An 18,592-nucleotide genomic window follows, 5' to 3' on the forward strand; every position below is an offset into this window, starting at 1 on the left:
TCATTGCTTTGTTCTGAAGCTTCGTTCCGAAGCTCGTTCTGCGTACTGACCGGTGTTGCCCAGTGTTGTCCTGTGTTGCGCTGCGTGCTCAGACCGCGGCTTTTTTCAGCCGTCGGCGTTCACGCTCGGACAGACCGCCCCAGATGCCGAATCGCTCGTCGTTGGCGAGTGCGTACTCGAGGCATTCGGAGCGGACCTCGCAGGCGAGGCAGACCTTCTTGGCCTCGCGGGTGGAGCCGCCCTTCTCGGGAAAGAAGGACTCGGGGTCGGTCTGGGCGCAAAGAGCACGCTCCTGCCATCCGAGCTCTTCGTCCGCCTCCTCGACCAGCAGTTCCTGAAACAGCTCGGTCATGTGCGCCCCTCGCTCTGTCTGTGCGTCCCCGTGGTGGTGCCGTTACTGATCGCTACGTAACGACACGAGTGAAATTACAAGTGGGCCGCTCCAGCGCAGTCAAGCCGAGATCTGCTATTGGGCCCCTTATTCACTCTGCGGAACCAAGCGTATGCAGAAAGTGTTCATATCGCCAAAAATCGTGACACATGCCACTGGCGCCCCACTGTGCCCCTGTTCACCCGCAATCGACGTGTCACTCCGGGGTGCGGTTGCGATCAAGCCAAAGAAGCGGCGCAGATCACATTCCGGTCACGGTGCGGCGTGTCGCGGCCGGGCGTTCGTGGGCTCCGGCGTCACGTGGAGCGCCACCTCCCCTGCATCGGTATGCACAAACCTTTCTCCGAGCACAGCAACCGGATCAGATGAAACTTTCGCGACAAACGAGGCATTGGGTTGACAGTCCGGCCCACGACCCGGTCTCCTTGTCCCCATGTCAGTGACCTCAGCAGCCACCCGGACCCCCATTCGTGGGTTCCTGTGCGCTGCCCAGGTTCGCTGTCGCTGTCGCTGCTGTTGATGCCTTCGGAGCCCCCGGCTCCCCTGAGCTCCGGCCACCCCACAGCGACCGCCAGCACGACTGACATCCATCGAGGACTCCCCGATGAACACCACTCCCGCAACCGTCGAGAGCGACCTCCAGATCGCCGGCGACATCCTCTCCGTCCAGCACCTCCTGCAGCCCGCCCGCGAGCACCCGGCCACCGTCGCCGACTTCGTCGGCCTCGCGCGCACCATCGCCGCGAACCGCGCCGAGTGGGAGCACCTGGTCGAGTACGACGCCACCACCCGCTGGTACCACCGGCTGCGCACCGTCCCCCAAGCTCTCGACTCCGCTCGAGCAGGGGGTGCCCCCATCGGCTACGAGGTCTGGCTGCTCAGCTGGGTCCCCGGCCAGGGCAGCGGCCTGCACGACCACGGCCTCTCCTCCGGCGTCCTGACCGTCCTCGACGGCGAGCTCACCGAGCACGGCCCGCGCGGACCGCTGACCCTCCGCGCCGGCTCCCAGCGCGTCTTCGCCCCCGGGTACGCCCACGAGGTCGTCAACGACGGCCTCGACGGGGCGGTCAGCCTCCACGTCTACTTCCCGGGCCTGACCGAGATGCCGATGCACCACTGCTCCCCGGCCCGGCCGGAGACCCTTTCGGTCTGACCGGTCCGCGCACCTGCCAGACTGCCGTGCATGCGCATTGTTGTTCTGGCCGGCGGCATCGGCGGCGCCCGTTTCCTCCGCGGACTCAAGTCGGCGGTTCCCGACGCGGACATCACGGTCATCGGCAACACCGGTGACGACATTCACCTGTTCGGGCTGAAGGTCTGCCCCGATCTGGACACGGTGATGTACACCCTCGGCGGTGGCATCAACGAAGACCAGGGCTGGGGCCGCACCGACGAGTCCTTCACCGTCAAGGAGGAGCTCGCTGCGTACGGGGTCGGACCCACCTGGTTCGGCCTCGGCGACCGCGACTTCGCCACCCACATCGTCCGTACGCAGATGCTCGGCGCGGGCTACCCGCTGAGCGCCGTCACCGAGGCCCTCTGCGACCGCTGGCGGCCCGGGGTCCGGCTGCTGCCCATGTCCGACGACCGCGTCGAGACCCACGTCGCCGTCAACGACCCCGAGACCGGCGAGCGCCGCGTCATCCACTTCCAGGAGTACTGGGTCCGGCTGCGCGCCTCGCTCGACGCCGAGGCCGTCGTACCCGTCGGCGCCGAGCAGGCCAAACCCGCTCCCGGCGTGCTCGAGGCCGTCGCGGCCGCCGACCTGATCGTCCTCCCGCCGTCCAACCCGGTCGTCTCGGTCGGCACCATCCTCGCCGTGCCCGGCATCCGCGAGGCCGTGGCCTCCGCCGCAGCGCCCGTCGTCGGCCTCTCGCCCATCGTCGGGGGCGCGCCCGTGCGCGGGATGGCCGACAAGGTGCTCGCCGCCGTGGGCGTCGAGTCCACCGCCGCGGCCGTCGCCCTGCACTACGGCAGCGACCTGCTCGACGGCTGGCTCGTGGACACCGCCGACGCGGCCGCGGTCGCCGAGGTGGAGGCCGCCGGGATCGCCTGCCGTGCGGTACCGCTGATGATGACCGACCTGGCCGCCACCGCCGCGATGGCCCGCGCCGCGCTGGAGCTCGCGGAGGCCTCCCGGTGAGCGTTCCCTCCGCCGCCTCCGCTCCCTCCGCTCCCTCGTACGAGGTGCGCGCCGTCGCCGGGATCCCGGAGGTCCGCCCCGGCGACGACCTCGCGCGGCTCATCGCGGCGGCCGGGCCGGGGCTGCGGGACGGGGACGTCCTGCTGGTCACCTCGAAGGTCGTCTCCAAGGCGGAGGGCCGGATCGTCCGCGCCGACTCCCGCGAGGACGCCATGGACGCAGAGACCGTACGGGTCGTCGCGCGCCGGGGCCCGCTGCGGATCGTGGAGAACCGGCAGGGGCTGGTCATGGCCGCGGCCGGCGTCGACGCCTCGAACACCGAGCCCGGGACGGTGCTGCTGCTGCCCGAGGACCCCGACGCCTCGGCCGCCGCCATCCGCGCCGGCCTGCGCGAGCTGCTCTCCGTCGACGTCGGCGTCATCGTGACCGACACCTTCGGGAGGCCGTGGCGCACCGGACTGACCGACGTGGCGATCGGCTCGGCCGGGGTGCGGGTCCTGGACGACCTGCGCGGCGGTACGGACGCCCACGGCAATCCGCTCAGCGCGACGATAGTGGCCACGGCGGACGAGCTGGCCGCGGCCGGAGACCTGGTCAAGGGCAAGGCGGCCGGGCTGCCGGTGGCGGTCGTACGCGGGCTGGGGCACGTACTCGGCGAGGGTTCGACGGCGGCCGACCTGGTGCGCTCGCCGGCCGACGACATGTTCCGGCTGGGCACCTCGGAGGCGGTACGGGAAGCCGTGACGCAGCGCCGTACGGTACGGACCTTCACGGCGGAACCGGTGGACCCGGGCGCCGTCCGCCGGGCGGTGGCGGCGGCCGTGACGGCCCCGGCGCCGCACCACACGACGCCGTGGCGGTTCGTCCTGCTGGAGTCGGCGGCGGCGCGGCTGGAGCTGCTGGACGCGATGCGGGACGCCTGGATCGAGGACCTGCGGCGGGACGGCAAGTCCGAGGAGTCCATCGCGAAGCGGGTGCGGCGGGGCGATGTGCTGCGCAATGCCCCGTACCTGGTGGTGCCGTGCATGGTGACGGACGGCGCGCACGACTACGGGCACGCCCGGCGCGATGCGGCGGAGCGGGAGATGTTCGTGGTCGCGATGGGCGCGGGCGTGCAGAACTTCCTGGTCGCGCTGGCCGGGGAGCGGCTGGGCTCGGCGTGGGTCTCCTCGACGATGTTCTGCCGGGACGTGGTGCGCAAGGTGCTCGGGCTGCCGCAGGACTGGGACCCGATGGGCGCGGTGGCCGTGGGCCACGCGGCCGAGGCCCCCCGGGAGCGGCCGGCACGGTCGGCGGAGGCGTTCATCGAGGTGCGGTGACGCGGACGCCCGCTAGATCTTGCCGATGTCGTTGCGGTACATGCGGGGTGCGCGGCGGGGCGGGGTGTGGCCGGCGAGCAGGATGAGGCGGGCCGCGCGGTGGCGCTGGCCGGCGTACGGGGCGAGCAGCTCCAGCATGGCCTCGTCGTCGGCGTCCCGGTTCCCGGCGAGGGCGTAGCCGATGATGCCGGGCAGGTGCAGGTCGCCGGTGGTGACTGCGTCGGGGGCGCCGTTGCTGCGCTGGAGGGTCTCGGCGGAGGTCCAGGGGCCGATGCCGGGTACGGCCTCCAGCCGTTTCGCCGCCGCGGTGAGGTCCATGGCCGCGGCCTCTTCGAGCCGGCTCGCGACCCGGACGGCGCGGACGATGGTCGCGGAGCGCTTGGCGTCGACGCCCGCCTTGTGCCAGTCCCAGGACGGGATCAGCGCCCAGGTCCGGGCGTCAGGCATGACGTACATGCCCTGCGGCCGGTGCTCGGGGCCGGGTGCGGGGTCCCCGTACTGGCACACCAGGCGCCGCCAGGCGCGGTACGCCTCGTCGGCGGTGACCTTCTGCTCCAGGACGGTCGGGATCAGGGACTCCAGGACCAGTCCGGTACGGGTGAGGCGGAGGCCGGGGCGGCGGCGGTGGCTGGCGTGCAGCAGGCGGTGGCGGGGGACGAAGACGGTGGGATCGTCGCCGTCGCCGAGGAGGGCGGGGAGTCCGTCGAGCACCCACTCGGCGCCGGGCCCCCAGGCCTCTGCCTCGGCGGCGGTACCGGTGCCCGGGCGCAGTGCCACGCGGAGGGTGGCCGGGCCCTGGGGGGTGCGGGTGGTCTTCCAGACGGAGCCGTCGGGGGTGGTGCGGAAGGTGGGATCGCCGGGGCCGCGTCTGAGCGGGCCGAGCGTGAGCCCGAGGTCGACGACGCCCCCTGGGGTCCAGGTCCGGGCCAGGGCCCCGGCCCCGGTGCGGGCGGCCCCCGTTTCTGCCACGGGCCGCCCGGCGGTGCCTGCGGGCACGGTGGTGCGGCCGCCGCGGACGGCGGTGCGGTTGAGGGGGTCGAAGCGGCCGGCCATGCCATTGAGCGTAGCCCTGCGGGGCCGGTCCCCTGCCCGCCCTGCCCCTCTTCCCCGGCTCCGCCCGGACCCCCCGCACGGCTGCGGCGCCGCTGCTGGGGGCCGGATCCCCCAGACCCCGCGCCTCGAAAGCCGGCGGGACTTTGACGACACCCCCTGGCTAGGGACGGCCCTGGAGCTTGGCCGAGGAGGTGCGGGTGGGCGGGAGTTGTCCGTACAGGAGCTTGCCCGGGCATTCCGTGGCGAAGCCGTCGCGGTGGCCCGAGATGACGTTCAGCTTCACGTTCGTGCCCTTCGCGAACTTGTTGCCGCCGCCCGACTTCAGGGTGGTCTTCGCCCGCGGGTCCCGGTTGAACAGGCCCAGCTTCCAGGCCGTCAGCTGCGCCACCGCTTTCACCGCGGCGGCGGGTGGCGCGGTGGTCGAGTACGTACCGATCACCGCGATGCCCATGCTGTCCGTGTTGAACCCCATGGTGTGCGCGCCTTGCACCGCCTTGGCGACTCCGCCCGCCCGGCCCTCGTACACCGTGCCGCACTTGTCGACGGCGAAGTTGTAGCCGATGTCGCGCCAGCCGCTGCTGACCACGTGGTAGCGGTACAGGCTGCGCAGCACCTTCGGGGCGTCCTTGCAGGTGTAGTTGTTGCCCGAGGCGCTGTGGTGGACGAAGGCGGCCTTGACCGTGCTCGTGTAGACGAAGCCCGGCTCGCGCAGGGATTCGTCCGCGCCCCAGCCGAGCCGCGTGACGATCCGCGGCCGCGGGCCGATGTACGGGCGGGCCGCCGCGCTGAGGGTGCCGTCGCTGGCGAGCACCGCGTCGGCGGTGGAGTCCGCCTTGTTGAGCGCGGTGATCTCCATCGCCCCGAGCGGGGCCAGCGGGACGTTGGCGGAGGAGGACTCCGCCGTCTCCATGCTCATGCCCGGCAGGGCCTCCACGTCGCCCTTGTCGTCGCCCTCGGGCTCGTCGGAGGTGCCCGAGGCGCCGTTCTTGGCGTCGATCACCGTCACCGGGTCCGACGCGCCGGGGTCGACGAGTTCGATCCGCATGCCCGAGGGGAGCCGGGCCGCCGCGCGGGCGGCCGGGGCGCCCGGTTCCGCCTGGACGCGGACCTCGATCCCGTCGGAGTCGCCGACCCACAGCGGGGCCGTGCTGCCGCGGACCCGGCCGGTGCCGCTCTCCGCGGTGCCGAGGTCGGGGGCGTGTTCGCTGTTGCGGGTCTCGAGGTCCTGCCAGTCGGACCAGGTCCCGGTCGCCACCGCGCGGGTGCGGACCTGGACCCGGCCGGACAGCTCGGTGCTCGCGTCGTCCCAGACGACGCCGACCAGCGAGAACCTCTTGACCTCGCGCGGCGGCAGACCCTGGGTCTCGGGCAGCCGCGGCGAGGCGCTCATGCCGGGGACGCCGGGCGACCGGTCGGCCGCGGGCCCCAGGGGGGCGAGCGGCAGCGACTCGGTCGACCCGGCCGGGGCCACGGGGGCGGCCGCGCCCATGGACGGCGCGGCCAGGGCCGGAGTGGAGAGCGCGAGCGGCAGGGCCAGAGCGGCGGCCGTCGCGACACCGATGGAGGAAGCAAGGAATCCACGCATGAAAGCGATGCTGAGCACAGTCACCACGAAGCGCCATCGGAGAACTGACGGTCCGTCCGATCCGGTGCGCGTGTCCCTCGCCCGTACGGAGGAGCCGGTGCCCGCCGTACGGACGAGGGCCCGCGCGTAGGCTGGGGCGGGTGAACGCCACTGACCGCACCCCTGCCGACCTGCTGCGATCCGCGCTCGCCGCCGATCCGGGCCGCCCTCTCGTCACCTTCTACGACGACGCCACGGGCGAGCGCGTCGAATTGTCCGTCGCCACCTTCGCCAATTGGGTGGCCAAGACCGCCAATCTGCTCCAGGGCGACCTGGGCGCCGAGCCCGGCGACCGGCTCGCGCTGCTGCTCCCCGCGCACTGGCAGAGCGCCGTGTGGCTGCTCGCCTGCGCCTCGGTCGGGGTCGTCGCCGAGGTGGGCGGGGACCCGGCCGGTGCCGATCTGGTGGTGAGCGGGCCGGACACCCTGGAGGAGGCCGCGGCCTGCTCCGGCGAGCGGGTCGCGCTCGCGCTGCGGCCGCTGGGCGGGCGGTTCCCTCAGCCGCCCGCCGGGTTCGCGGACTACGCGGTGGAGGTGCCGGGGCAGGGCGACCGCTTCGCCCCGTTCGTCCCCGTGGACGCGGACGGCCCGGGGCTGGTGGTCGGCGATGAGGAGTTCTCGTACGCCCGGATCGTCGACCGGGCCCGCGAGGACGCGGCGAAGCTCGGCCTCGGCACGGGTTCGCGGCTGCTGTCCGGGCTCGGCTACGACAGCTGGGACGGGCTGTCGGCAGGGCTGTACGCCGCGCTGGCGGCGGGCGGGTCCGTGGTGCTGTGCCGGAACCTGGACCGGCTGCCTGCGGACGGCCTGGCGCAGCGGATCGAGAGCGAGCGCGTCACCCACACCGCCGCCTGACCGGTTCCCGCCGCAGGGCGGCGCCGTCACTCACTCCGCCCCACCGCAAAGCGGGGCGATCTGTCACCCGGACGGCCCTAGACAGGGGCCTGCCCCCGGGCCACCGCGACGGGCCGGGGGCACGATCGGCAGAGGCCGTGCATCCACCCGTACGGCCCGCACGAGTCACCGACGCAGCCGGTGCGGCGAGGGGACGGAACGCGAGTGACGGACAGCGCAGGCATACCGGGCGGCACCCCGGCCGACGGAGGCTCCTCGAAGCCTCCGCGCGGCCGCCGGCGCCGTCTGCTGCGCTGGATCGGGCTCGGGCTGGCCCTGCTGGTCCTGGCCGGGGCGGCCACCGGCTGGTGGCTCTACCGCAAGCTCGACGCGAACATCACCGAGGACACGTCCGCGGCGGCCGAGCTCGAGCGCTACGAGCGGGAGCGCCCCACGCACCTCGTGGGCGGCGCGCAGAACATCCTGCTGATCGGCTCGGACTCGCGCTCCGGCGAGGAGAACGCCCGGTACGGGCAGGACCGGGGCACCGAGCGCTCGGACACCGCGATCCTGCTGCACCTGCCCGCGGACCGCAGGAGCGCGACGGCGGTCTCGATACCCCGGGACCTGATGACGCGGATCCCCTCCTGCCTGACGGAGGGCGGGAGCCGGACCGTCGAGCGGCTCGCGCAGTTCAACTGGGCGTTCCAGTGGGGCGGTGCCGCCTGCACGATCCGCACGGTGGAGAAAATGACCGGAATCCGGGTCGACCACCACATGGTGGTGGATTTCGGCGGATTCAAGAAGATGGTCGACACGGTCGGCGGGGCGGAGGTCTGCCTCAAGCAGCCGATGAACGACCCGGAGGCGAAGCTGAAGCTGCCGGCCGGCCGGCAGACCCTGCACGGGGAGCAGGCCCTCGGCTTCGTCCGCGCCCGGCACAGCCTGGGCGACGGCAGCGACACCGAACGGATGGAGCGCCAGCAGCAGTTCCTCGGCTCGCTGGTCAAGAAGGTGCAGAGCAACGGTGTCCTGCTGAACCCGGGCCGGCTGTACCCGCTGCTGGACGCGGCGACCTCCTCCGTGACCACGGACCCGGGACTGGCCTCGCTGCGCGACCTGTACGAACTGGTGCGGAGCATCCGGGACATACCGGCCGAGCAGGTCAAGTTCCTGACGGTGCCCCGTCGCCCGTACGCCGCCGACCCGAACCGGGACGAACTGGTGCAGCCGGCCGCGGCCCAACTCTTCGAGCAGCTGCGGACGGACCGGCCGCTGACGGTGACCCCGCCGACGGCCGAAACCGAACAGCTCCGGGAGACCGCCCGCGCCGGCGAATCCGACGCCTCCGCACCCCCGCCGGGAACCGGTTCCGCCCCGGCCCCCGTCCCCACCTTCACGGGGACCACGGCGGGCACGGCCGATTGCCGGTAAAGCAATCCCCAAAGGCGGGGCCCGTACAGAAGGGGTTGGGGGGTTTGGGCCGTTATAAGGGGAGTGGAATTTGTCACCACCATGGTTTGCAGTTGACCTGGCCGGATAAGGTGAGCGATCCGGTGCCCCGGCCAGCAAAGAGGCCGTGCACCAGCAGCCGGATCGTTGACCGGGCGTCTTGGGGGAGGCGCGTCGCGAGGCACCGACGGAGGATTCGAGCAACCGTGGATGCGCAAAGCCGTGGGCGGGCGAACGAGATCGACCCCGCAGACCAGTGGGTGCTCAATCCCCGCACAGGCAACTACGAACTGCAACTGGACCGCTCCGCTGCGCAGCAGCAGCCGTCGGTCGCAGCGCCCCGCAGATCGTCCTCCGCCCGCCCCGGAGCGCCGGCAGCCCCCAAGGCCCCCTCCCCGGCGGTGCCCGGCCCGCGGCGCGGCGACGGCCCGCCCGGGCGGCGCGGCGGACGTCCGCGCAAGGGCGGCGGGGGCGGCGGCCGGCGCAAGAAGGTCCTGGTCGTCACCGGCGGCACCCTGGCCTTCCTGCTGGTCGCCGGTTCGGTGGGCGCGTACCTCTACTACGACCACCTGAACAACAACCTCAACGTCACCGACGTCGGCGACGCGGGCACGGGCGGGTTCAAGAAGGACCAGCCCATCAACATCCTGGTCATCGGCACCGACAAGCGCAGCGGCGCGGGCAACCAGGGCTACGGGGACGCGGAGAGCGTCGGCCACGCCGACACCACGATCCTCTTCCACGTCGCCAAGGACCGCAGCAACGCCACCGCGCTGTCCATCCCGCGCGACCTGATCACGAACATCCCGGCCTGCCCGACGAAGCAGCCCGACGGTTCGACGAAGACCATCCCCGGTCAGAAGGGGACGCGGTTCAACGTCAGCCTCGGCCAGGAGGGCCGGGACCCGGGCTGCACCATGCGCACGGTGAAGGAGCTCACCGGGATCACGGTCGACAACTTCATGATGGTCGACTTCAACGCGGTGAAGGTGCTGAGCACGGCGGTCGGCGGCGTTCCGGTCTGCCTCGCGAAGCCCGTGGACGACAAGGACTCCAAGCTGAAGCTGGACGCCGGCGAGCACCGGCTGCAGGGCGAGCAGGCCCTGGCCTTCGTACGGACCCGGCACTCGTTCGGGAACCACGGCGACCTCGACCGGATCAAGACCCAGCAGCAGTTCCTGGGCTCGATGATGCGCGAGATGAAGTCGAAGGAGACGCTGACCAGTCCGAAGAAGTTCTTCTCCCTCGCGGAGGCGGCCACCAAGTCGCTGACCGTCGACTCGGGCATAGGGTCCATCGACAAACTCACCAACCTCGCCGGCGAGTTGAAGGACATCGACCTGAAGAACATCACCTTCACCACGCTCCCGGTGCTCGACAACCCTGCCGAGCCCGAGGGCAAGAAGGCGACCGTCATCGTCGACCAGCGCGTGGCCGACCCCCTGCTGAAGATGATCCAGGGCGACGTCTCGCTGACGGAGGTCGAGGAGAAGGAGCAGGCGGCGAAGGACGCGGCCGACGCGGAGGCCAAGAGCAAGGCGGACGCCCTGCTCCAGGGCAACCGCGCGCCCGCGGGCGACGTACGGGTGGACGTCTACAACGGCGGCGGACCCGGAGGCGCCGCCTCCAGCACCCTGACCTGGCTGCAGAACAGCAAGGGCGTGAACAAGGCCAGCAACCGCGGCAATGCGCCCGCCAAGGTCGACGCGACCCAGCTGGAGTACGCGCCCAACCAGGCCGACCAGGCCCGGGCGCTGGCCGACATGATGGGCCTGCCGGCCACGGCACTGAAGATGGGCCCGGCGGACGCCGCGCCCAAGACCCCGATGAAGCTGACGCTCGGCGCGGACTTCAAGGGGGCGGGGGTCCCGCTGACGGCGCCTCAGAAGGCGCCGGAGGAGGTTCAGCGGGTCGAGGCCGACAAGGCGGTCTGCGCCAAGTAGGCCGAGCGGGCCTGACAGGCCGAGCAGGGCAAGAAGGCCGGACGGCCCGGACCGGCTGTCCGGCCGGGGGCCGGCCTGTGCCGGTGGACCGGCACACCACGACACGAAGTGAATCTTGAGGGGGACGTGTGAGGCACAGCAGTGTGCGAGGGGAGGGGGCGCCCGCCCAGTCCGACGGTGGCATATCCGGCGCCGGAGCCGGCAGCGGCGGCCCGAAGCGACGGGGCCGCCGGCGCGTGCTGCGCTGGGTGTCCTCCGTACTGTCGCTCCTCATACTCGCGACGGCGGCGGGCGGCTACCTCTACTACCGCCACCTCAACGGCAGCATCAAGACGGACGCACTGAACCTCGGCGAGACCAAGCTGGGCGGCTCCAAGCCCAACGCCTTCGGGCAGACCCCGCTGAACATCCTCCTCATCGGCTCCGACGCCCGTGACGACGCGGCCAACCAGGCCCTCGGCGGGGCCAGGGACACCTTCGACGGCCCGCCCCTCGCGGACGTGCAGATGCTGCTGCACCTGTCGGCGGACCGCAGCAACATGTCGGTCGTGTCGATGCCGCGCGACACGATGCTGATGATGCCGAAGTGCACCGAGCCGGGCGGCAAGGTCCACCAGGCCAGCAGGGGCCTCGTCCAGACCAACGAGTCCCTCAGCCGGGGCGGGCCGGGCTGCACGGTCGCCGCCTGGCAGGAGCTCACGCACATCCCGATCGACCACTTCATGATGATCGACTTCAAGGGCGTGGTGACGATGGCGGACGCCATCGGCGGCGTCCCGGTCTGCGTCCAGCAGAACGTGGAGTCGCGCACCAAGGACGGCAAGGGCTCCGGCCTGAAACTCCCCGTCGGGACGAACACCATCCAGGGCGAGCAGGCCCTGCAGTGGCTGCGCACCCGCTACGGCTTCGAGGACGGCACCGACCTCGGCCGTACCCACGCCCAGCACATGTACATGAACTCGATGGCCCGCGAATTCCGCAAGAACGCCAAGCTCAGCAACCCGGTGAAGCTCAACAGCCTGGCGCAGGCGGCCATCAAGGCCATGGTCGTGGACCCCGGCCTCAACAAGATCGACAAGCTGTACGACCTCAGCACGGAGCTCAAGAAGGTCCCCACCGGGCGGATCACCATGACCACCATGCCGTGGGTGTACAGCACCCGCGAGGAGGGCCGGGTCGAGCCCAAGCCGGTCGAGGCCGAGGGCCTGTTCCGGATGGTGCGCGAGGACATCGCACTCGACGGCAAGGGGTCCGGTAACCCGGCCGCCGATCCGTCGGCGCCGGCCGCCTCCGGGTCCCCCGCGGCCCCGTCCCAGCCGGCCGCCGACCCGGCCGCACCCCCGGCGAAGATCCCGGTCACGGTGCGCAACGCGACCGGCGGCAAGGACGGCGCCCAGACCCGGGTCAAGGGCCGGGCCGACGACGTCGCCGCCCTCCTGGTAGGCAAGGGCTTCACCAAGGCCTCGTCCACCACGCAGACCGCGGCCGAGGACACCACCGTGATCCGCTTCTCGAGCCCGGACCAGGCGGGTGACGCGGCGGCCGTGGCCACCGCGCTCGGCCTGCCGGCGAGCGCCCTGGAGAAGTCCGACGACGTCACCGGGATCGTCCTGTTCGTCGGCAAGGACTGGCGGACCGGCAACGCGCCGACCCCGCCGCCGCCCGCCCCGACCAAGGCGCCGGACTCGGCCCGCCCGTTCAACGGCGACGACGACAAGGAGTGCATGGCGATCCAGCCGGGCTTCACCTGGTAGCGCCTGCACGGGAAAGGGGCCCGGGGTGCTGTCGGCCGACAGCACCCCGGGCCCCTTCACATGGAGGTGCGCGGCCTGCTCAGACCTCGCTGGCGAAGTCGCGGCGCACCGCCGGGCGGCGGCTCGCGATGACCTTGGCCGCGAGCGAGCGCGGGCTGGTCAGGAAGCCGAAGCCCCAGGACATGTGCATGGTGGCCATGGCCACCGGGATCTGCGCCCGCGCCTTCAGGGACAGGCCCTTGCCGGCCGGGATCGAGCCGACGGTGATCGCCGCGAGGTAGCCCGCCGGGACCACGAAGCCCCACGGGCTGACGACCGCACCGGCCAGCACGCCGGCCGCGATCGCGCACAGGGCGGTCGGCGAGGCGAGGTAGCGCAGGTTGATCGAGCCCGAGTGGTAGCGGGCCACCACGTGCCGCCAGCGCCCGTAGTCCTTGTACTGCTTGGCGAGCGCCCGTACGGACGGCCGCGGGCGGTACTGGACCTTCAGCTCGGGCGAGAACCAGATGAGCCCGCCGGCCTCGCGGATGCGGAAGTTCAGCTCCCAGTCCTGGGCGCGGATGAACTCCTCGTTGTACCCGCCTGCCAGCTCCAGCGCCTCGCGGCGGAAGACGCCCAGGTAGACGGTGTCGGCCGGGCCGGCCTTGCCCCCGGTGTGGAAGGCCGCGTTGCCGACGCCGATCTTCGAGGTCATCGCGGCGGCGACGGCGTCCTCCCAGGCGTTCTCGCCCTCGGCGTGCATGATGCCGCCGACGTTCTGCGCACCGGTCTCCTCCAGGAGGCGGACCGCGGTGGCGATGTAGTTCGGCGAGAGCATGCCGTGGCCGTCGACGCGCACCACGACGGGATGGCGCGAGGCCTTGATGGCGGCGTTGAGGGCGGCCGGGGTGCGGCCGGAGGGGTTCGGAACGGTGACGACGCGGGGGTCCTCGCGTACGAGCTCGGCGGCGATCTCGTCGGTGCGGTCCTTGGACGGCCCCAGCGCGATCACCACCTCCATCTCACCGGCGTACTCCTGTCCGAGGATGTGGCGGACGGAGTCACGCAGATGGCGCTCCTCGTTGAGCACCGGCATGATCACCGAGACTGCGGGCTGCTGGGCGGGCATGTGGTCCTTCAAGGTCGGGTATCGGTGTCACGTTACCGCGTACGGGGGAAACGGGTGCGCGCCGCATGATCGGTAGGGACAGAGGCTGATCGTATGGGCCTACTGTTCTGACGATCTGCCCGCTGTGTCTGGTTCGTTCCTGTCGGCCCCTGCTGCCCCCGCGGAGGTGTCCCCCGTGCCCCAGCCACACCGCCCCACCCGACCCGCCCGGCCCCCGCAGCCGCAGCGCGCGCGGCGGGGCGGTGGTCCGGCCCGGCGCCGGGGGGACCGGCCGCGGTGGGGGGTACGGCTGGCGGCCGGGCTTGCCGTGGCGGTGCTGGGCTCCGGGGCGATCGGGCACGCGGTGATGACCGGCCTGGACACCGGGATCGAGCGGGTGGACCCGTTCAAGGACATGAAGAACCGGCCGCAGGCCGGGCACGGCCTGAACTTCCTGCTGGTCGGCACCGACGGCCGGGACAAGATCACCCGGCAGGACAGGCGCGAGTACCGCCTCGGCGGCGCCCCCTGCCACTGCACCGACACCGTGATGCTCGTGCACCTCTCCGCGAACCGGCAGCGGGCCAGCGTCGTCAGCCTGCCCCGCGACAGCTACGCCGAGCTGCCCGCGCACCGGGACGAGTCCAGCGGGAAGCAGCACGGGCCGCACGCCGTGAAGCTCAACGCGGCGTACGCGGAGGGCGGGCCCCAGCTGACCGTGCGGACGGTCGAGAACCTGACCCGGGTGAAGATCGACCACTACCTGGAGGTCGACTTCAGCAGCTTCATGAAGACCGTCGACGCGATGGGCGGCGTGGAGATCTGCACCGCCAAGGCCCTGCACGACAAGAACACCGGCCTGGACCTGCTGCCCGGCACCCACCGGCTCAGCGGCGGACAGGCCCTGCAGTACGTGCGCTCGCGCCACGTGGACGGGGCCGCCGACCTCGGCCGCATGCAGCGCCAGCAGCGGTTCGTCGCCGCCCTGGTCAAGCAGGCGACCGGCGGCGGAGTACTGCTGAACCCGGTGAAGTTCAAGGAGGTCAGCTCCACGCTGCTGGGGTCGGTCCGGGCCGACCGGGGCTTCGGATCGGAGCAGATGCTGGCCCTGGGCCAGGCCCTGCGCGATTTCACCCCGGCCTCCTCGGAGTTCGCCTCGGTGCCGATCGGGAACCCCTCGTACCCCGTCAAGGGCATCGGCTCGACGGTGAAATGGGACGAGCCGAAGGCCGCGGAGCTCTTCGAGGCGCTGCGCCAGGACCGGCCGCTGGCCGCCCCCGCCGCACCGGGACCGGTGCCTGGGCAGGTCCAGGCCCAGGCCCAGGCACAGGGGCAGGCACAGGGGCGGTCCGGGCGCCGGGCACAGCGGCAGCCGGCGGTGCCGGTGGACGTGCCGCCGCAGCAGATCCGGGTCCAGGTGGAGAACGGGACCCGGATCGACGGGCTGGGCGGGCGGGTGGACTCCGCACTGCGCGCCACCGGCTTCGACACCACCCGGGCCCCGGTGGGCGGCGCGAGCCGCAACGTCAAGCGCACGGTGATCGCGTACGACCCGCGCTGGGACCGCTCGGCCCGTACGGTCTCGACCGCGCTGCCGGGCAGTGAACTGCGGGCGGTGGCGGGCCAGGGCCGGACGGTCCTGGTGATCGCCGGAGCGGACTACCGGAAGGTGGTGCCCGTCCGCCCGGAGGACCCCTACCAGGGCCGGTTCGGGGTGGTCACGGGAGACCAGGTGGTCTGCGGGAAGTAACGGCGGCTGGGCGGCGGCTCAGTCGGTGTCGAAGCCCTGGGCCGCGCGCTCCTCGCGCAGCGCCATGATCGCCCGGCGGCGGGCGAGCCGGTGTGTGCGGCGGATCTGGGCCTCCTGGTTGCGGCGCCGGTCCTGGTCGGTCTCGGGGAGCACCGGCGGGACCGTACGGGGCTTGCCCTCGGCGTCCACGGCGGTGAAGACGAGGTAGGCGCTGCCGACCTGGGTGGCGGGGGTCGACTCGTTCCACCGCTCGGCCAGGACCCGTACGCCGATCTCCATGGAGGAGCGGCCGGTCCAGTTGCACTGGGCCTTCACGTGGACCAGGTCGCCGACGCGGACCGGTGCGAGGAAGGCCATCTCGTCCATGGACGCGGTGACGGCGGGCCCGCCGGAGTGGCGCCCGGCGACGGCGCCGGCCGCGTCGTCCACCAGCTTCATGATCACACCGCCGTGCACCGTGCCGAGGAGGTTGGTGTCATTGGCCGTCATGATGTGGCTGAGGGTGGTCCGCGAGGCCGAGATCGGCTTGCCCTGCAGGTCGCCAGCCGTGGCGCCCGGTATCTCTGTCATGCGCCCACCTTAAAGCCGACGCGCAGGCATCAGCTCTGCAACAGCAACGGAACGAAGCTCCGCCCGGACTGTCGGGCACCCCGTCCGGCCAGGCATCCTAGGCGGCATGAGTGAGTGGCCCCAGGGGCGCAACGACAGCGGCGACGACCGGTACGGACGCGGCAGCGCACAGGCGCAGCCGGAGGGTGCCCGGCGGATGCCGCATGTCCAGCGCCGGCAGCAGCGGCCGGTGCCGCAGCAGCAACCGCAGCGACCGGCGCATCCGCCGGCCCGGCCGGGGCAGCCGCCCGCGTACGGGGTACCCCCGCAGCAGGCCCCGGGCCACGACACGTACGGCGGCTACGACAGCGGCTACAACACGGGCCAGGTCTACGGGCGCCCGCAGACCAGCCCGGCGGGTCCGGAGGGCCCGGGTGCGCCGAGCGGGCCCGGCGGCCCCGGGGGTCCCGGCGGGCCGGGCCGCAGGCCGGCCGGACCGGCTCCGGACTGGCGCAAGCGGATCAAGATCGGCTCCATCGTGCTGGTCACGGCGCTGCTCGCGACCACGATCGGCACGTACTTCTGGGCCGACTCCAAGGTGCGCCGTGAGGTCGACCTCTCCAAGGTCATCGAGCGCCCGAAGGAGGGCGACTGCACGACGTACCTGATCGTGGGCTCCGACAGCCGCGAGGGTCTGTCCGACGAGGACAAGAAGAAGCTCCACACGGGCTCGGCCGAGGGCAAGCGCACCGACTCGATGATGATCCTGGCGGCCTGCTCCAGCGGGAACACCATGATCTCGCTGCCCCGCGACTCCGACGTGGAGATCCCCTCCTTCGTCGGCTCCCAGTCGGGCAAGAAGTTCCCGGCGCAGGGCCGGCACACCAAGCTCAACGCGGCGTACGCGGAGGACGGCCCGGAGCTGCTGGTGCGCACCGTCGAGCACAACACGGGGCTGCGCATCGACCACTACGCGGAGATCGGCTTCGCCGGTTTCGCGAACATCGTGGACGCGCTCGGCGGTGTCGACATGAACATCGAGAAGGGCTTCAAGGACGAGAAGTCGGGCGCCGACTTCAAGGCCGGCGAGCAGACGCTCAACGGCGAGCAGGCCCTCGCCTTCGTCCGGACCCGGTACGCGTTCGCCGAGTCGGACCTGGCGCGTACGAAGAACCAGCAGAAGTTCCTGGCGACGCTGGCCAACCAGGCGGCCACGCCGGGCACGATCCTCAACCCGTTCAAGCTCTACCCGGTGCTGGGCGCGGGCCTGGACACGCTGATCGTGGACAAGGACATGTCGCTGTGGGACATGGCCGACATGTTCTTCGCGATGAAGGGCATCAGCGGCGGCGAGGGCGTGTCGATGAACATGCCGATCGCGGGCGAGCGCGGCGGCAACCTGCTCTGGGACAAGGCGAAGGTGCAGCAGCTCGTCAAGCAGATCCAGAACGACGAGAAGGTCACCGTCACCGCCAACTAGCCGGACATGACGATGCCGCCGACCGAAAGGCCGGCGGCATCGTCATGTCATGCGTTCTCAGCGGTCGGAGGAGAAGCGGACGGCGGCGGAGGGCAGTTCGGCCCCGCACCACACCCGCGCGCCCGCGCGCAGTTCGTTGTCGGATCCGACGACGGACCCGTCCCCGAGGACCGCGCCGTCCAGGACGGTGCGCGTGCCCACCGAGGCGCCCACGCCGATCAGGCTGGCGCGCACCTGGGTGTCCGGGCCGATGACCGCGCCGTCGAGCACGATGGAGCCGTCGACGACCGCGCCCGCGGCGATACGGGCTCCGGCGCCCACTACGGTGCCTCCGGACAGCTTGGCTCCGGCCGCCACCTCGGCACCCGGGAGCACCAGGGACTCGCCGCGCGGGCCCGGGACGGCCGGGGAGGGGACGACTCCGCGTACGAGGTCGGCCGAGGCCTGGACGAAGGACTCGGGCTTGCCGAGGTCCAGCCAGTACGTGTTCTCGGTGACCCCGTGCAGCTTCGCGCCGGAGGCGAGCAGCCCGGGGAACGTCTCCCGCTCGACGGAGACGGGGCGCCCCTGCGGAATCGAGTCGATGACACTGCGCCGGAACACGTAGCAGCCGGCGTTGATCTGGTCGGTGATGATCTCCTCGGGGGTCTGCGGCTTCTCGGTGAAGGCCAGCACCCGCCCCTCGGGATCGGTGGGGACCAGGCCGAAGGCCCGCGGGTCGTCCACCCGCACCAGGTGCAGGGAGACGTCGGCGGCGGCCGCCCGGTGCGAGTCGACGAGCCCGGCGATGTCCAGGCCCGTGAGGATGTCGCCGTTGAAGACGAGTACGGAGGAGTCCGGTCCGCCGGTCAGCCGCTGCGCGGCGTTGCGGATGGCTCCGCCGGTGCCGAGCGGCTCGTCCTCGACGACGTACTCGAGCGAGACGCCGAAGGCGGAGCCGTCACCGAAGTACGGCTCGAAGACCTCGGCGAGGTAGCAGGTGGCCATCACGATGTGCGTGACACCTGCGGCGGCGGCCCTGGCTATCTGGTGGGCGAGGAACGGGACCCCGGCCGCGCGCACCATGGGCTTGGGGGTGTTGACCGTGACGGGGCGCAGACGCGTCCCCTGCCCCCCGACCAGCAGGATGGCTTCCAAAATTGTTTCTCCCCACCCGGTTCGGGAGTCCGAAGGTCTCCAAAGTTAGCCCATCCGGGAGGCGGCACAGGCCGGAG

Annotated in this window: 15 protein-coding genes; 9 read left to right on the plus strand and 6 right to left on the minus strand. The window is 72.0% G+C overall.

Translation table 11 applies throughout. The features are described from left to right. Positions 1 to 88: 88 nt before the first annotated feature. Positions 89 to 352, minus strand: a complete 264-nt coding sequence (locus IF09_RS0118020) for a WhiB family transcriptional regulator (RefSeq protein WP_003983763.1) — start codon at positions 350 to 352, stop codon at positions 89 to 91. Between the two features lie 643 nt (positions 353 to 995). On the opposite strand from IF09_RS0118020, the gene IF09_RS0118025 reads away from it, so the two are divergent. The 3 genes from IF09_RS0118025 to IF09_RS0118035 are packed head-to-tail and all read left to right on the plus strand — an operon-like array spanning position 996 to position 3,853. Next, positions 996 to 1,544: a cysteine dioxygenase gene (locus IF09_RS0118025; RefSeq protein WP_030296887.1), complete on the plus strand. Its 549-nt coding sequence runs from the start codon at positions 996 to 998 to the stop codon at positions 1,542 to 1,544. 30 nt (positions 1,545 to 1,574) lie between these two features. Beyond that, positions 1,575 to 2,534, plus strand: coding sequence for a 2-phospho-L-lactate transferase (cofD, locus tag IF09_RS0118030; protein WP_030296888.1), 960 nt, complete (start codon positions 1,575 to 1,577; stop codon positions 2,532 to 2,534). Continuing rightward, positions 2,531 to 3,853: a coenzyme F420-0:L-glutamate ligase gene (locus tag IF09_RS0118035; RefSeq protein ID WP_030296890.1), complete on the plus strand. Its 1,323-nt coding sequence runs from the start codon at positions 2,531 to 2,533 to the stop codon at positions 3,851 to 3,853. The genes cofD and IF09_RS0118035 overlap by 4 nt, the downstream gene beginning before the upstream one ends. Before the next feature lie 12 nt (positions 3,854 to 3,865). Here the strand turns inward: IF09_RS0118035 and IF09_RS0118040 are convergent, their stop codons facing one another. Next, positions 3,866 to 4,906: a DNA-3-methyladenine glycosylase family protein gene (locus IF09_RS0118040; RefSeq protein WP_030296892.1), complete on the minus strand. Its 1,041-nt coding sequence runs from the start codon at positions 4,904 to 4,906 to the stop codon at positions 3,866 to 3,868. 160 nt (positions 4,907 to 5,066) lie between these two features. Next, a complete protein-coding gene (locus IF09_RS0118045; protein WP_030296894.1) occupies positions 5,067 to 6,491 on the minus strand; it encodes a peptidoglycan recognition protein in 1,425 nt (474 codons plus the stop codon). A gap of 140 nt (positions 6,492 to 6,631) precedes the next feature. On the opposite strand from IF09_RS0118045, the gene IF09_RS0118050 reads away from it, so the two are divergent. The 4 genes from IF09_RS0118050 (at position 6,632) to IF09_RS0118065 (ending at position 12,512) form a co-directional block, all read left to right on the plus strand. After that, complete coding sequence (locus IF09_RS0118050; protein ID WP_030296896.1) at positions 6,632 to 7,384, plus strand: TIGR03089 family protein; 753 nt, start codon at positions 6,632 to 6,634, stop codon at positions 7,382 to 7,384. A 204-nt stretch (positions 7,385 to 7,588) separates the two neighbouring features. Continuing rightward, positions 7,589 to 8,797 carry an LCP family protein gene (locus tag IF09_RS0118055; protein WP_030296897.1) on the plus strand — a complete coding sequence of 403 codons (1,209 nt, stop codon included), beginning with the start codon at positions 7,589 to 7,591 and terminating at the stop codon, positions 8,795 to 8,797. 224 nt (positions 8,798 to 9,021) lie between these two features. Next, a complete protein-coding gene (locus tag IF09_RS0118060) occupies positions 9,022 to 10,758 on the plus strand; it encodes an LCP family protein (RefSeq protein WP_030296900.1) in 1,737 nt (578 codons plus the stop codon). A gap of 143 nt (positions 10,759 to 10,901) precedes the next feature. Continuing rightward, positions 10,902 to 12,512 carry an LCP family protein gene (locus tag IF09_RS0118065; protein WP_030296904.1) on the plus strand — a complete coding sequence of 537 codons (1,611 nt, stop codon included), beginning with the start codon at positions 10,902 to 10,904 and terminating at the stop codon, positions 12,510 to 12,512. 79 nt (positions 12,513 to 12,591) lie between these two features. Here the strand turns inward: IF09_RS0118065 and IF09_RS0118070 are convergent, their stop codons facing one another. Next, the gene (locus IF09_RS0118070; protein WP_030296906.1) at positions 12,592 to 13,620 is read right to left on the minus strand and encodes a glycosyltransferase family 2 protein; all 1,029 of its coding nucleotides are present in this window, start codon (positions 13,618 to 13,620) and stop codon (positions 12,592 to 12,594) included. 175 nt (positions 13,621 to 13,795) lie between these two features. On the opposite strand from IF09_RS0118070, the gene IF09_RS0118075 reads away from it, so the two are divergent. Further along, a complete protein-coding gene (locus tag IF09_RS0118075) occupies positions 13,796 to 15,349 on the plus strand; it encodes an LCP family protein (protein WP_078613323.1) in 1,554 nt (517 codons plus the stop codon). An 18-nt stretch (positions 15,350 to 15,367) separates the two neighbouring features. Here the strand turns inward: IF09_RS0118075 and IF09_RS0118080 are convergent, their stop codons facing one another. Continuing rightward, positions 15,368 to 15,919, minus strand: a complete 552-nt coding sequence (locus tag IF09_RS0118080) for an acyl-CoA thioesterase (protein WP_030296909.1) — start codon at positions 15,917 to 15,919, stop codon at positions 15,368 to 15,370. 106 nt (positions 15,920 to 16,025) lie between these two features. Here IF09_RS0118080 and IF09_RS0118085 point away from each other — a divergent pair, with 106 nt between their 5' ends. After that, entirely contained in the window at positions 16,026 to 17,378 is a 1,353-nt protein-coding gene (locus tag IF09_RS0118085; RefSeq protein WP_030296911.1) for an LCP family protein, read from the plus strand. Between the two features lie 57 nt (positions 17,379 to 17,435). Here IF09_RS0118085 and IF09_RS0118090 read toward each other — a convergent pair whose 3' ends face one another. After that, complete coding sequence (locus IF09_RS0118090) at positions 17,436 to 18,518, minus strand: nucleotidyltransferase family protein (RefSeq protein ID WP_030296913.1); 1,083 nt, start codon at positions 18,516 to 18,518, stop codon at positions 17,436 to 17,438. Positions 18,519 to 18,592 lie beyond the last annotated feature (74 nt).

This window comes from Streptomyces katrae (genome assembly GCF_000717655.1).
Lineage (GTDB): Bacteria > Actinomycetota > Actinomycetes > Streptomycetales > Streptomycetaceae > Streptomyces > Streptomyces katrae_B.